Here is a 13,785-nt window from a genome sequence, read left to right as displayed (position 1 = left end):
CCCCTCGAGGGTTTCACTCGATAGTGCGCCGCGCACTCAGGCGCGCCGTCGGGCTCACGGAATGTGGCCTCCACCCGCAGCGGGTCGGAGGCCACATTCATGTTCGTGAAACGAAGTAGTACTACTGCTGACGCTCGTCGGGGTTCTGCGACCCGAAGACCTTGGTCTCGGCCGCGGAATCGCTGCTGCCCTGGTCAGGCTCAGCAGACGGCGTCGGCGCTTCGAAAGTGGGCGGCTCGAAGCCCGTCGGCTGCTCGGTCGAGCCAGTCTGCTGCTGGTTGTACGGCTGGCCGTAACCGCGCGGAGCGGTGAACTGATCCGACGAGTAACTCGGGTTCGGCTGACTCGCGGGCTGCGAGGTCAGCGGATAGTAAGACGACGTCGTCGCGGCCGAGTCGGTCTGTGCGGGATTCTGCACCGGGTTCTGACCGTAGGGAGACGCAGTCTGGCCGTAAGGCGGCTGCGAAGCAGTCGGGTCGGCGGGGGCGGCGTGCGCTCCCCCGTATCCCTGCTGCTGCGCCTGCCCGTACTGCGGGTTCTGCTGGTACTGGCCCGGCTGCTGAGCCTGCTGCGGCTGGCCGTACTGAGCCTGTCCGTATCCCTGCGGCTGACCTGGCGCCTGCCCCGGCGCCTGGCCCTGGGGCTGGCCATAGCCCTGCGGCTGACCGTACTGCTGAGCTACCGGACGCGGCGCGGGAGCCTTCAGGATTCCGATCTCGAACAACAACGCGGCGACTGCGACGACCGTCTGCACGAACGAGAGGATCAGCACGATGATCAGACCCCAACCGAGGCTGATGTCGACGTAGTCGCTGGTACCTACGGAGAACGCGGCGAACACCAAAGCGAAGAAACCCGTGAGGGTGAGCGCTGCGGCAATGCCTGCATACGACTGCTTCGGGAGGAGCGATACGCCTGCGACCACACCGCCGGCGAAAACGAATCCGAGGCCGTAGATGCTCGACTCGAAGAAGCTCGAACTGGTGTCCAGACCGCTACCGATGCCGCTGCTGCTTCCACTGATCGACGTGAAAGGCGCAAAACCGAGTAGGAAATTGATCAGGCCGAGTGCCGCGACGGCGATGAGCAGGATGAATCCGAGATTCTTGGTTCCACCGCCCGCTGCCGGCTGATTCGGTGGCCCGAAGCTGGGCCCTTGCGGCGTGAACGTCATGACTTCTCCTCGTAGACGGTCTTCGATGGTTACCAGCGTATGTGTCTCGACTTCGCACGCTAACACCGACAGGAGACAATGGGCAGATGCCCTTCACCCTCGCGCCCGGCGCCGACCATGTCGTCGAAACCGAGGTGAAGCACTCACGATTCATCGCCGCGCTTCGCCGGATCGACGACGCCGAGGCCGCCACGGAGTTCGTCGCGGAGCAGAAGTCGCTGTATCCCGATGCGCGCCATCATTGTTCGGCTTTCGTGATCGGATACGAAGCGAACTCACGCGTCGAGCGTGCACACGACGACGGCGAACCAGGCGGGACAGCTGGGGTGCCGATGCTTCAGGTTCTCAAGTCTCGAGATCTGGTCGATGTGATTGTTGTCGTCACGCGCTACTTCGGCGGAATCAAGCTCGGCGCCGGTGGATTGGTCCGCGCGTATTCGGGAGCCGTCTCGGTTGCTCTCGATTCGGCCGAGCTTGTGGCCAGGGAGAGGAGGATCCTGCGCACTTTGGCGATCCGGCACTCAGAGGCCGGTCGGGTGGAAGCGGAGCTGAGAGCGCGGGGCGTCTCGGTGCTCGGAACTGCGTACGGATCGAAGGCGGTGATGACGCTCGCCGCCGGTGACGCCGACGATCTCGACTCGATCGTCGCATCCATCACATCCGGTGCCGGGCAGTTGGAACCTGCCGGGTCGATGTGGGTCGATACCACTGTGCGTGGTTAAGGAGTCCGGAGACTCCCTAACCACGCACGGGGGCGAAGCCCCTTACAGGGACTGAAGAATCTCGCGAGCGAGAGCAGCAGTGGCGGACGGCGTCTTGCCGACCTTCACGCCTGCAGCTTCGAGAGCTTCCTGCTTTGCCTGAGCCGTTCCCGAGGAACCGGAGACGATGGCGCCTGCGTGGCCCATGGTCTTGCCTTCGGGAGCGGTGAAGCCAGCCACGTAGCCGACGACCGGCTTGGTGACGTTGGCCTTGATGTAATCGGCTGCACGCTCTTCCGCGTCGCCACCGATTTCACCGATCATCACGATGACCTTGGTCTCGGGATCCTTCTCGAACGCCTCGATGGCGTCGATGTGGGTGGTTCCGATGACCGGGTCGCCGCCGATGCCGATGGCGGTGGAGAAGCCGAAGTCACGGAGTTCGTACATCATCTGGTAGGTCAGGGTGCCCGACTTGGAGACCAGGCCGATGGGGCCGGTGCCTGCAATGTTGGCGGGCGTGATGCCGACGAGGGCCTCACCCGGGGTGATGATGCCGGGGCAGTTCGGTCCGATGATGCGCGTCTTCTTGCCCTTGGACTCGTTGTACGCCCAAGCGTAAGCGGAGTCCTGAACCGGGATGCCCTCGGTGATGACCACGAGGAGCGGGATCTCCGCGTCGATGGCCTCGACGATGGCGTCCTTCGAGAAGGCCGGGGGAACGAATGCGATGGAGACGTCTGCGCCGGTCTCCTTGATTGCCTCTTCGACCGTCGCGAAGACGGGGAGCTCGACAGGGGAACCGTCAGCAGCAACGTGCGAGACCGTGGTGCCGGCCTTGCGAGCGTTGACGCCGCCGACGACCTGGGTGCCGGCCTTGAGCATCAGAGCGGTGTGCTTGGTGCCCTCGCCGCCGGTGATGCCCTGGACGATGACCTTTGAATCCTTGGTGAGGAAGATTGCCATTGTTCTGTGAGTCCCTTACTTCGCTGCGTGAGCGAGTTCGGCGGCCTTGTCGGCGGCCTCGTCCATGGTTGCGACGACCGTGACCAGCGGGTGGTTGGCCTCGGCGAGGATGCGACGACCCTCTTCGACGTTGTTTCCGTCCAGGCGAACGACGAGCGGCTTGTTGGCCTCGTCGCCCAGGGTCTTCAGTGCGCCGACGATGCCGTTGGCAACTGCGTCACACGCGGTGATGCCGCCGAAGACGTTGACGAACACGCTCTTGACCTGTGCGTCGTTCAGGATGACGTCGAGGCCGGCAGCCATGACTGCAGCGGAAGCTCCGCCGCCGATGTCGAGGAAGTTGGCGGGCTTGACGCCACCGTGGTTCTCGCCGGCGTATGCGACGACGTCCAGGGTGGACATGACCAGGCCTGCGCCGTTGCCGATGATTCCGACCTCACCGTCGAGCTTGACGTAGTTGAGGTCGTTTTCCTTGGCCTTGAGCTCGAGGGGATCGGTAGCGTCGCGATCCTCGAATGCCTCGTGGCCGGGCTGACGGAACGCTGCGTTCTCATCGAGGGTGACCTTGCCGTCGAGGGCGAGGATCTGATCGTCAGGCGTGCGAACGAGGGGGTTGACCTCGACGAGGAGTGCGTCCTCGTTGATGAAGACCTCCCACAGCTTCTGGATCGTGACGGCCGCTGCGTCGAGCACCTCTGCGGGCAGCTTTCCTGCCTCGGCGATGCTGCGCGCGAACGCGAGGTCGACGCCCTTGACTGCGTCGACGGGGATCTTGGCGAGGGCGTCGGGGTTCTCCTCGGCGGTGACCTCGATCTCGACGCCACCCTCTACCGAGCACATGGCCAGGTAGGTGCGGTTGGTGCGGTCGAGCAGGAAGGAGATGTAGTACTCCTCGGCAATGTCACTTGCCTCTGCGACCAGCAGCTTCTTGACGACATGGCCCTTGATGTCCAGGCCCAGGATTGCCTCGGCGTTTGCCACTGCGGCATCCACGTCGGGCGAGTACTTGACGCCACCGGCCTTGCCGCGGCCGCCTACCTTGACCTGTGCCTTCACCATCACGGGCTTACCGATTTCTTCGGCAATCTCGCGTGCGCCGGCGACTGTGTCTGTAACACGTCCAGCCGAAGTCGGCACTCCGTGCTTGGCGAAGAGTTCCTTCGCCTGGTATTCGAAGAGATCCATCTGCTCACCGTCTCGTCTGCGTTGTCACCCGCTCGAGGGGTAGGAGCGGGTCTGTTCTGGACTTTAACCAGTTGCCGCGTTCGGTTTGCGCCCGCACTGATGCTATGTGGCCCAAGTCACGCGCAAATGCGCAATGAGGCACGCCTCACCGATCGAGCAAGGTGGCCACACCGAATTTGTCAAGCATCAGTCTCACTGATTCTTGCGCTCGAGAACGCTGCAACGAGAAGCAACACTATGCCCGTGGCCGCTGTGATCGCACCCACCCCCACGGTTGCGTCCGATATGCGCGATGACGTGAGCGGCCACTCACTGACGTACACCAGAGCTGCCACGGCAGATCCGATCAGCAATGCCGCGCCTCGAGCCGGCCGCGCAGACGCTGCGATCACAGCGGCGATCACGACGGTGACGCCGACGAGCAGTTGCCCCCAGACGTCAATTCCCCACGGCCACTCCAGAACTGACGCCGCTGTGTAGGCGTCACCCCGATAGAGGGGAAGCGCGGTCCCGATCAGGACTGCGACTGCGCCGATCCCACCGACGAGAAGCACCAGCCCTCTCGAACCGCCGTCTACCGACGTGTCGACGTCTTCACGTTCTGCGCTTCCCGCCAGCCAGACGAGCAGTCCCGTCGCCACAGCGAGGAAAGCCGCGCCGCAGAGCACGAAGGCGCCGGCCCCCAACCCGACGCCCGGCACGTCCGTCGCGATGACCGCCGACTGCATGACAGCGGCGACTCCCATCACGACCGTGGTCCACAACACTCCGACGGCCGGACGCACCACGGCGGCGCGGCCCGGGGCAAACAGGCCCAGCGCGGCGACCAGCAGTACAGCAGCCGCGAGCAGGACAACTCGAGACGACAGCATCGACGGCTCCGGGATTCCGTCCGGCAACGACAGGACAGGCAAAGCCGAGCCGACGCCCGCAACAGCCGCAGTGATGATTGCGGCGGTACCGGCGACGCGGTGAAGTCTGTCGACCCGCGCTTGCGCCGCCCGGGACTGAGCCACCATCGCTGCTTTGAGCGCACCCTTTGTTGTCTTCGCAGGTGCGCGGACCACACTTTCAGCGGGAATCGCATCTGCTTCACGCCTGGATGCGAGGTAAGGCGCTGAAACTCCGATCACGACGATGACCACGGCGGCCAGCGCCCCGACCACGGATCCCGAACCGACGCCGATCCGATCGCCGGCCGCGAACCCAGCCACCACCCTGGTTCCACTGACTGCGAGCGCGCCGAGGCCGACACCGATCAGAGCGCCGCAGCCCACCGGCAGCGAGATGGACGTCAATGCCGCCGCGACCGCAACGAGCACCGCGACGCCGACCAATCCTGTACCGACGGCGGTGGCCGACGCCGAGTCGACGAGCGGTTTGACCAGAAAGATCGGATCCTGCGAACTGAAGGACGGCCCGAACAGGGAGAGCACGAACACCACTGCGGCCAGAATCAGCAGCGCTGTCGGCCACGCGCCGATCCGTCCGCCAACCGATCGCCCGTCGAATTCCGCGGCGCGAGCGCTGCCGTATCCGTCCCGTTCCGATTCACGATGGACGGCGACAAGTCCGAGCACCCCGGACAGGACAAGAATGCCGTGTCCCGCGAGCGCGAGATAAGCGCCAGGACCCGCATCGATCGAACCCGCCGAAATCGGACGGAAAAGGTCCAAGCGGTTTGCATCGATTGCGTCGACGAACAACTGGACGTCGAGAATTGCCGCTCCGAGCGACACCGCCCCGATACCGGCCAGGAGTCCACCGGCCAAGGCGGGCCTGCGGCCCGAGGTGAGCACTGCAACCAACGGCACGATGATCGTGCAGACGGCCGCGAAGAGAGCGGCAGAAGCAAGAGCCCCCGTCGTGTCGACCCCGCGGCCACTCCCGACTCCGACGACGGGACTGGCCGCCACTCCGACGGCACCGAGCAGTCCGATTACCGCCGCGAGTGGCGCCCCGGACTTCACTCCGGGGTCGTCGAAACGCGCCTGCGACGTAGTTCCAGGTGTTGTGGACACTCGATCGACGGTAGTGCCTGAATGGACCGGTGATCCGGTTGTGACACGCGTGATCACGAAACGAGATGATTCGTCCGTTTTGCCCGTATCGACATATTCCCAGGTCAAGCTGTGAGGCACGTCACATAATCGGACAGGTTTCCGCTACGGCTTGCGCCCATCGCAATCATTTCGTTACCGTCAGTCGGTCTAAGTCACGGGCTGATCACGAACTCGAGGAGAGAACCGGCATATGCATCACCGCAGCCAGTTCACCGCTAGTAGGTTCTCGAACTCAGCTCCAGACGAGGTCACGACCACTTATCCAACGCACTCGGCCAGGCGTTACACCGAGACCAAAAGTTCTGAGATCTCTACCGATATGTTCACTCGAAATTCATCCTCCACGTCGTCAGATTCCGACTCTCACGAGTTCGTCGAGTCCGACGTGATCAGCACCCCCACTTACGCCTCTTCCGCACCGACAGTCGATGTCGAATCTCCGGTTCGCCGCAGCGGTGCTCACCGACTCCCCACCCCTCCCTCTGCTCTCAAGGGCCGCGCCGCCGTTCTGGCAGTTGCAGCCGGCGCAGTTGTCGCCGCGGGCCAGGCAGTTGTCAACGACGGTTCCTCTTCCGCCGCCGACCACTCGGAAGTTGCACTCGCCAACGAGTCCTCCGCGATCGGCACCACCGCAGAACCGCAGGCCGCTCAGTTCGCTCCGGCCACCTCCACGGCAGCCACCACCGAGGCCGACGCTCCCCAGGTCCTCAACGTCGCAGCACCGACCGACCTCTCCCAGTTCAGCAACCTGCTTGCCAAGGGCCAGCGTTTCAGTGACGAGCGCGCAGCACGCGAAGCAGCTGCCCGTCGCCCGCTGTTCGTCCTGCCGGCAGTCGGCACGTTCACGTCCAACTTCGGCACCCGCTGGGGCACCCTGCACGCCGGCGTCGACATCGCCGCCCCGATCGGGACGCCCATCGTCGCAGTCGCCGACGGCAAGGTCATCGATTCAGGTCCGGCTTCCGGATTCGGCATGTGGGTACGCCTACAGCACGCAGACGGAACGATCACCGTCTACGGCCACATCGACACGTCCACCGTCACCGTCGGTCAGCAGGTCATGGCCGGCGACCAGATCGCCACTGTCGGCAACCGCGGCTTCTCCACCGGCCCGCACCTTCACTTCGAGGTTCACCTCGCCGGCGAGAACAAGATCGACCCCCTCCCTTGGCTCGCATCACGCGGCATCAGCCTCGGTATCGAGCAGGACTGACCGCAAGCCCAACGCTTCTGACAAAAAACTTCCGGCCCGCACCTTTCCAGGTACGGGCCGGAAGTTTTTTGTCTGTCTTCTACAGCTTGACCATCGGCACACCGCCGATGAGCATCAACCGCACCTTGCCCGCGCTACCGAAGTCGATGGTGACCGTCGCGGTGGGTCCGGTGCCCTTGGTTTCCAACACGGTGCCGAGACCGTACTTGTCGTGACTGACGCGGTCACCCGTGGCAAGGACCAGAACGTTGTTGCGGCCACGCGCGGCACCGAAACTGGGACTCGACGCAGCCTTGCCGGACCCTCCCCCGTAGTTCTGCCCGCCACCGTATCCCTGGCCGCCCTGGCTGCCGTATCGGCTTCCGCTGCCGTAACCCGGCCTGCCGCTTCCGAATCCACCACCGGTGCCCGGATCCTCACGGCGCCAATTGATCAGGTCCTCCGGGATCTCCTGGATGAACCGCGACGCCGGGTTCTGGATCGGTTGTCCCCAAGCCGAACGCATGATCGCGCGCGTCAGGTACAGGCGCTGCCTGGCACGGGTGATGCCGACGTAAGCGAGTCGACGCTCTTCGGACAGCTCTGCCGGATCACCGAGGGCGCGCATGTGCGGGAACTGCCCGTCCTCCCAACCGGTGACGAAGACGACCGGGAACTCGAGGCCCTTGGCGGTGTGAAGCGTCATCATCGTGACGACGCCGTCGTCGGAGTCCGGCAGTTGATCGGCGTCGGCGACAAGTGATACCCGTTCGAGGAAGGCGGCGAGCGAACCCGGATCGGGTTCGCCTTCACGCATTGCTGCGGTTTCCTCGTCGTCCGGATCGATCAGTCCGGCCGCGTTTCGTGCGTCGGAGCTGAATTCTCTTGCCACGCTGACGAGTTCGTTCAAGTTGTCGAGTCGCGCGCCGTCCTGTGGATCGCTGCTGGCCGCAAGCTCGGCGCGGTAGCCGGTTCGCTCGAGCACTGCCTCGGCGACCTCACCGATGTCACCGAGTTCGAAGGGTTCGTCCTCGTCGGCGGCCGGTGTCGGCAGCAGGGCCCGCAGCCCGTCCATCATCTCGAGGAACGACGCGATGGCCTTCTGTGACCGCGTATTGAGCAGCGCCACTTTGCCTTCCGCGCCGTCGCGCAGTGCGGCGGCGAAGCTGATGTTGCGATGCTCGGAGTGCACAGCGACGCAGGCTTCGGCTCGATCACCGATACCGCGTCGTGGCGTGTTGAGAATGCGTCGCAGGCTCACGGTGTCGTCTTCGTTGGCGAGGACGCGCAGATACGCGACGATGTCCCGAACTTCCTTGCGCTCGTAGAAGCGAACGCCGCCGACCACCTTGTACGGCACTCCGAGTCGAATGAAGATCTCCTCGAGCGCGCGTGAGGAGTTGTTGGTCCGGTAGAACACCGCGATGTCGGCGAACTTGGTCTCGCCCTGGTCCACCAGCCGATCGATCTCCGAGGCGACAAAAGATGCTTCGTCGTGCTCGTTGTCTGCAACGTAGCCGACGATCAGTTCACCTTCACCCGAATCGGTCCACAGACGCTTTTCACGTCGGCCGGTGTTCTTGGAAATCACGGAGTTGGCCGCAGACAGAATGTTCTGCGTCGAACGGTAGTTCTGTTCGAGAAGGATGGTCCGAGCGTCCGGGTAGTCGCGTTCGAACTCTTCGATGTTGCGGATAGTGGCTCCGCGGAATGCGTAGATCGACTGATCGGCGTCACCGACGACGCACAATTCGGCCGGGGCAACGGCATGGTCGGACTCTCCGGCACCGCCGACCAGTTCACGCACCAGCATGTACTGCGCGTGGTTGGTGTCCTGGTACTCGTCGACGAGCACGTGACGGAAGCGGCGGCGGTAGTACTCGGCAATCTGGGGAAACGCCTGGAGAAGCGCAACGGTCTCACCGATGAGATCGTCGAAGTCGAGTGCGTTCGCCGCACGCAACCGCTGTTGATAGTGGCCGTAGACCTTGGCGATCAGTCGCGGCAGCTCGGCCGGATCCTGATCGGCTGCGACAACCGCCTCTTCCGGTCCGACGAGTTCGTTCTTCAGGTTGGAGATGTGAGTGGCGAGAAGCCGCGCGGAGAATCGTTTGGTGTCGAGCTCGAGGTCCTTCGAGATCATCGTCAGCAGTCGACGCGAATCGTCGGAATCGTAGATCGAGAAATTCGAGTTCAAACCGGGCAGGAGCGCCGCCTGTGCTCGCAGGATGCGCACGCAACTGGAGTGGAACGTCGATACCCACATGGCGTTGGCACGCGGTCCGACAAGAGCGGCCACACGCTCGCGCATCTCGGCCGCAGCCTTGTTGGTGAACGTGATGGCCAGGATCTGACCGGGGGTGACACCCCGTTCGGCCAGCAGATAGGCGATGCGACGCGTCAGCACTGCCGTCTTGCCCGAGCCGGCGCCCGCGACGATCAGCAACGGCGAACCGGCATGGACCACGGCCTCGCGCTGTTGCGGGTTGAGACCCTCGAGGAGGGCGTCCGAACCCGCGCCATGTCCCCGCGCGCCGCCCCCGTCGTGCTGGGAATGTCCGTCGTGCTCACCGAGTGCTGGGTACGTGTTCATCGCCTGTCCACGCTACCGGCGTCCACCGACACGGTCGTCAGTGCGTCCACCTGCTGGTAGAGGCACTTGGATTACCTGTGTCGAGCATGGCAAACTGGACGCCATGTTCAGCATTTCCGTTCGCGACAACACGGCCGACCCCGTCGGCCCGCTGTGGCGTTACTTTACGTGCCCCGGACCTCGGTGCACGTGATCTGAACAGCTCACCCGCCCCTGGTCCGAATCGGATCCGGGGCATTTTCGTCAGTGTGCCTGGATCGGTAACGACCCGAGCCGAGACCACGATCCACGCAGTAGGAAGAGGAGACGAATAGCAATGAGCACCCAGGCTGCAGCCCCCAATGGAAATACTGTAAATACTGCTCCGACAGACGTCGAGATCCCCCAGAGTGAGGCGGAGATCGACGAACTACGGAAAGAAATCGACCGTCTCGACGCCGAGATCCTCGCGGCCATCAAACGCCGCTCCGAGGTCTCCCAGATCATCGGCCGTACCCGGATGGCATCGGGTGGTCCGCGTCTGGTGCACAGCCGAGAGATGAAGGTCCTCGAACGGTTCAACGAGCTGGGCCAGGAAGGCCACACCCTCGCGATGCTGCTCCTGCGCCTGGGCCGCGGACGCCTGGGCCACTAGCGCACACCCAGATCACTTGCGAACGGCTACATCGGATGCCTCTGGCAGTCCCGATGTAGCCGTTCGTGTGTGTATCAGTTCTCGAGCGCGATGTACTTCGTGTTCAGGTATTCCTCGATCCCCTCGGTCCCGCCCTCGCGGCCGAATCCGGATTCCTTCACACCGCCGAACGGCGCTGCCGCGTCCGAGATCACTCCTCGGTTGACGCCGATCATTCCTGATTCCAGTGCGTCGGAGACCCGAAGCGCACGGTCGAGATCCCTCGTGAAGATGTACGCAGCCAATCCGAACTCGGTGTCGTTGGCGGCCGCGATGCCTTCGGCTTCGGTGTCGAAGCCGGTGATCGCGGCAACGGGTCCGAACACCTCTTCCTTCAGTATCCGCGCGCTCGCCGGAACGTCGGCCAACACCGTGGCCGGATAGAAGTAACCCTCACCACCTGGCGCTTTACCGCCCAGTCGAACCTTCGCCCCGGCATCCACCGCATCTGCAACCAACTCTGCGACCGTGTCGAGCTGGTTCTGGTTGATCAGCGGGCCGAGCTTCGTCTCCGGGTCGGTACCCGGTCCCATCGTGAACGCCGCCATCTTCTCGGTCAGCTTGGTCGTGAACTCCTCACGCACGGCGTTGGCGACATGGAACCGGTTGGCGGCGGTGCAGGCTTCGCCTCCGTTGCGAAGCTTGGCCAGTACCGCACCCTCGACTGCCTTGTCGACGTCCGCGTCGTCGAACACGACGAAGGGCGCATTGCCACCCAATTCCATCGACGTGCGGAGCAATCGCTTCGCGGACTTCTCCACCAGCATCTTGCCGACGCCGGTGGACCCGGTGAAGGTGAGCTTGCGCAGTCGAGGGTCGTCGATGAGAGGGCCGGTCACTTCACCGGATTTCGATGTCGGCAACACCGAGAGGACTCCGTCGGGCAGCCCTGCTTCGGCCATGAGCTGAGCGAGCAGCAGCATCGTCAACGGGGTCTCCGAGGCGGGCTTGACGATGATCGTGCAGCCGGCGGCCAACGCCGGTCCGATCTTGCGGGTGCCCATCGCCAACGGAAAATTCCAGGGAGTGATGGCCAGACACGGTCCGACCGGCGCCTTGGTGACAAGGATCCGGCCGTTGCCCGCCGGCGCCGGCGTGTAGCGCCCGCCGATGCGAACGGCCTCCTCGCTGAACCACCGGAAGAACTCGGCGCCGTATTTGACCTCGGCACGGCTCTCGGCGAGTGCCTTGCCCATTTCGAGGGTCATCAGCAGCGCCACATCCTCGGCGCGCTCGGTGATCTTCTCGAAGACGGCTCGCAGAATTTCACCACGCTCGCGCGCAGGTGTGCTCGCCCACTTCGACGAGACGGCCACGGCTTCGTCGAGAGCGCGCAGCGCGTCCGCGGGGCTCGCATCGGCGACGTCGGTCAACGATTTTCCGGTCGCCGGATCCGCCACCGGGAAGGTCGCGTTGTTCTCCGCGGGCACGAACCGGCCGCCGACGAACAACTGGGTGGGAACTGATCGAATGAATTCGAATGTGTCCATGGGTTCCATGATGCTCGTCGGAGCCGCGTCCGTCTGCCCGCCAGCGAGACTCACGCGGAAGTTTCCAGCTTGTGCCACTAAAGTCGATGATCGTGAGCACTGACATCACCGGAACCTCAGCCTGGCAGAAACTGCGCGCTCATTACGCCGACATCGAAGGCGTTCACCTGCGAGAACTCTTCCAGGACGATCCAGCCCGCGGGCGAGAGCTGACGATCGACGCCGGTGATCTTCACATCGACTACAGCAAGCATCGCGTCAGCCGCGAGACTCTCGCGCTACTCGTCGAGCTGGCCCGCGAGGCCGGCGTCGAGGCACGACGCGACGCGATGTTCGCGGGCGATCACATCAACAGCTCGGAAGACCGAGCCGTGCTGCACACAGCACTGCGTCTGCCGAAGGATTCTGCTCTGACCGTCGACGGTCAGGACGTCGTCGCGGACGTTCACGAAGTTCTGGACGCGATGGGCGCTTTCGCGGATCGGGTGCGCAGTGGCGAGTGGACCGGCGCCACCGGCAAGCGCATCCGCACCATCGTCAACATCGGCATCGGCGGTTCCGACCTCGGGCCCGTGATGGTCTATCGCGCGCTACGGCACTACGCGGACGCCGGGATCAGCGTTCGGTTCGTCTCCAACATCGACCCGGTCGACCTGGTCGGGCAGCTCGACGACCTCGATCCGGAGACGACGCTCTTCATCGTCGCGTCCAAGACGTTTTCCACCCTCGAGACGCTCACCAACGCGACGGCGGCAAAGCGTTGGCTGTTCGCCGGTCTGGGCAGCGAAGACGTCTCGGCCGTAGCCAAGCATTTCGTCGCAGTCTCCACCCATGGTGATCGCGTGGCGGAGTTCGGCATCGACACCGCGAACATGTTCGGATTCTGGGATTGGGTCGGCGGGCGCTACTCCGTCGACTCGGCGATCGGACTGTCGGTCATGTGCGCCGTCGGACCCGTTCGTTTTGCCGAATTCCTCGACGGTTTCCACCAGATCGACACGCACTTCCGAAACCAACCGCTCGAGCAGAACGCGCCGGTTCTCCTCGGGCTCATCGGGCTCTGGTACTCCAACTTCTTCGGCGCTCAGTCCCGCGCAGTGCTGCCCTACTCGAACGACCTGTTGCGCTTTCCCGCGTACCTGCAGCAGCTGACCATGGAGTCCAACGGCAAGTCGGTTCGCGCCGACGGCTCACCGGTGACCACGTCCACCGGTGAAATCTTCTGGGGCGAGCCGGGAACCAACGGCCAACACGCGTTCTATCAGCTCCTGCATCAGGGCACGTGGCTCGTGCCCGCCGATTTCATCGGCTTCGCGGAATCCACCGACGATCTGCCGACGGCGGACGGCACCGGATCCATGCACGATCTGCTCATGAGTAACTTCTTCGCTCAGACAAAGGTTCTCGCGTTCGGCAAGACTGCCGAAGAGATCGCTTCAGAGGGCACTGCACCGGAGTTGGTGCCGCACAAGGTGATGCCAGGCAACCGGCCTTCGAGCACCATCCTGGCCAAGGAATTGACGCCCTCGGTCGTCGGTCAGTTGATCGCACTCTACGAGCACCAGGTATTTGTCGAAGGTGCTGTGTGGGGTGTCAATCCGTTCGATCAATGGGGCGTCGAACTCGGCAAGACGCAGGCACTGGAACTGGGACCTGCACTCTCCTCCGAAGAGGCACCCGGCGACCTCGGCGACACGTCCACCGATGCACTCGTGCACTGGTACCGCAAGGAGCGCGGACGGGCCTGA

Annotated in this window: 10 protein-coding genes; 4 read left to right on the top strand and 6 right to left on the bottom strand. The window is 64.0% G+C overall.

The genetic code is table 11. The features are described 5' to 3' along the window. Positions 1-121: 121 nt before the first annotated feature. A complete protein-coding gene (locus B0E55_RS04465; RefSeq protein ID WP_021332301.1) occupies positions 122-1,174 on the bottom strand; it encodes a DUF5336 domain-containing protein in 1,053 nt (350 codons plus the stop codon). Between the two features lie 86 nt (positions 1,175-1,260). On the opposite strand from B0E55_RS04465, the gene B0E55_RS04460 reads away from it, so the two are divergent. After that, positions 1,261-1,896, top strand: coding sequence for an IMPACT family protein (locus B0E55_RS04460; protein ID WP_047888486.1), 636 nt, complete (start codon positions 1,261-1,263; stop codon positions 1,894-1,896). A 42-nt stretch (positions 1,897-1,938) separates the two neighbouring features. Here B0E55_RS04460 and sucD read toward each other — a convergent pair whose 3' ends face one another. The 3 genes from sucD to B0E55_RS04445 form a co-directional block, all read right to left on the bottom strand. Continuing rightward, complete coding sequence (sucD, locus tag B0E55_RS04455; RefSeq protein WP_003946432.1) at positions 1,939-2,841, bottom strand: succinate--CoA ligase subunit alpha; 903 nt, start codon at positions 2,839-2,841, stop codon at positions 1,939-1,941. A 15-nt stretch (positions 2,842-2,856) separates the two neighbouring features. Further along, positions 2,857-4,026 carry an ADP-forming succinate--CoA ligase subunit beta gene (gene sucC / locus B0E55_RS04450; protein WP_019744753.1) on the bottom strand — a complete coding sequence of 390 codons (1,170 nt, stop codon included), beginning with the start codon at positions 4,024-4,026 and terminating at the stop codon, positions 2,857-2,859. A 179-nt stretch (positions 4,027-4,205) separates the two neighbouring features. Then, positions 4,206-6,047, bottom strand: a complete 1,842-nt coding sequence (locus tag B0E55_RS04445) for a hypothetical protein (RefSeq protein WP_241896003.1) — start codon at positions 6,045-6,047, stop codon at positions 4,206-4,208. A 232-nt stretch (positions 6,048-6,279) separates the two neighbouring features. Here B0E55_RS04445 and B0E55_RS04440 point away from each other — a divergent pair, with 232 nt between their 5' ends. Beyond that, positions 6,280-7,302: a M23 family metallopeptidase gene (locus B0E55_RS04440; RefSeq protein WP_020970357.1), complete on the top strand. Its 1,023-nt coding sequence runs from the start codon at positions 6,280-6,282 to the stop codon at positions 7,300-7,302. 79 nt (positions 7,303-7,381) lie between these two features. Here B0E55_RS04440 and pcrA read toward each other — a convergent pair whose 3' ends face one another. After that, positions 7,382-9,874, bottom strand: a complete 2,493-nt coding sequence (gene pcrA / locus B0E55_RS04435; protein WP_046378991.1) for a DNA helicase PcrA — start codon at positions 9,872-9,874, stop codon at positions 7,382-7,384. A gap of 316 nt (positions 9,875-10,190) precedes the next feature. On the opposite strand from pcrA, the gene B0E55_RS04430 reads away from it, so the two are divergent. Beyond that, on the top strand, positions 10,191-10,508 hold the full coding sequence (locus B0E55_RS04430; protein ID WP_020908651.1) for a chorismate mutase: 318 nt from the start codon (positions 10,191-10,193) through the stop codon (positions 10,506-10,508). A 74-nt stretch (positions 10,509-10,582) separates the two neighbouring features. Here the strand turns inward: B0E55_RS04430 and B0E55_RS04425 are convergent, their stop codons facing one another. Next, entirely contained in the window at positions 10,583-12,037 is a 1,455-nt protein-coding gene (locus B0E55_RS04425) for an NAD-dependent succinate-semialdehyde dehydrogenase (RefSeq protein ID WP_024487185.1), read from the bottom strand. A gap of 92 nt (positions 12,038-12,129) precedes the next feature. On the opposite strand from B0E55_RS04425, the gene pgi reads away from it, so the two are divergent. After that, positions 12,130-13,785, top strand: coding sequence for a glucose-6-phosphate isomerase (gene pgi / locus B0E55_RS04420; RefSeq protein WP_021345178.1), 1,656 nt, complete (start codon positions 12,130-12,132; stop codon positions 13,783-13,785).

This window comes from Rhodococcus sp. 66b (genome assembly GCF_002076325.1).
Classification (GTDB): domain Bacteria; phylum Actinomycetota; class Actinomycetes; order Mycobacteriales; family Mycobacteriaceae; genus Rhodococcus_F; species Rhodococcus_F erythropolis.
This window is presented reverse-complemented; position numbering and strand designations above follow the sequence as displayed.

Coding starts and splice junctions, on each gene's coding strand:
- B0E55_RS04465 (WP_021332301.1), bottom strand. CDS start 1,174: ATGACGTTCACGCCGCAAGGGCCCAGCTTCGGGCCACCGAATCAGCCG.
- B0E55_RS04460 (WP_047888486.1), top strand. CDS start 1,261: ATGCCCTTCACCCTCGCGCCCGGCGCCGACCATGTCGTCGAAACCGAG.
- sucD (WP_003946432.1), bottom strand. CDS start 2,841: ATGGCAATCTTCCTCACCAAGGATTCAAAGGTCATCGTCCAGGGCATC.
- sucC (WP_019744753.1), bottom strand. CDS start 4,026: ATGGATCTCTTCGAATACCAGGCGAAGGAACTCTTCGCCAAGCACGGA.
- B0E55_RS04440 (WP_020970357.1), top strand. CDS start 6,280: ATGCATCACCGCAGCCAGTTCACCGCTAGTAGGTTCTCGAACTCAGCT.
- pcrA (WP_046378991.1), bottom strand. CDS start 9,874: ATGAACACGTACCCAGCACTCGGTGAGCACGACGGACATTCCCAGCAC.
- B0E55_RS04430 (WP_020908651.1), top strand. CDS start 10,191: ATGAGCACCCAGGCTGCAGCCCCCAATGGAAATACTGTAAATACTGCT.
- B0E55_RS04425 (WP_024487185.1), bottom strand. CDS start 12,037: ATGGACACATTCGAATTCATTCGATCAGTTCCCACCCAGTTGTTCGTC.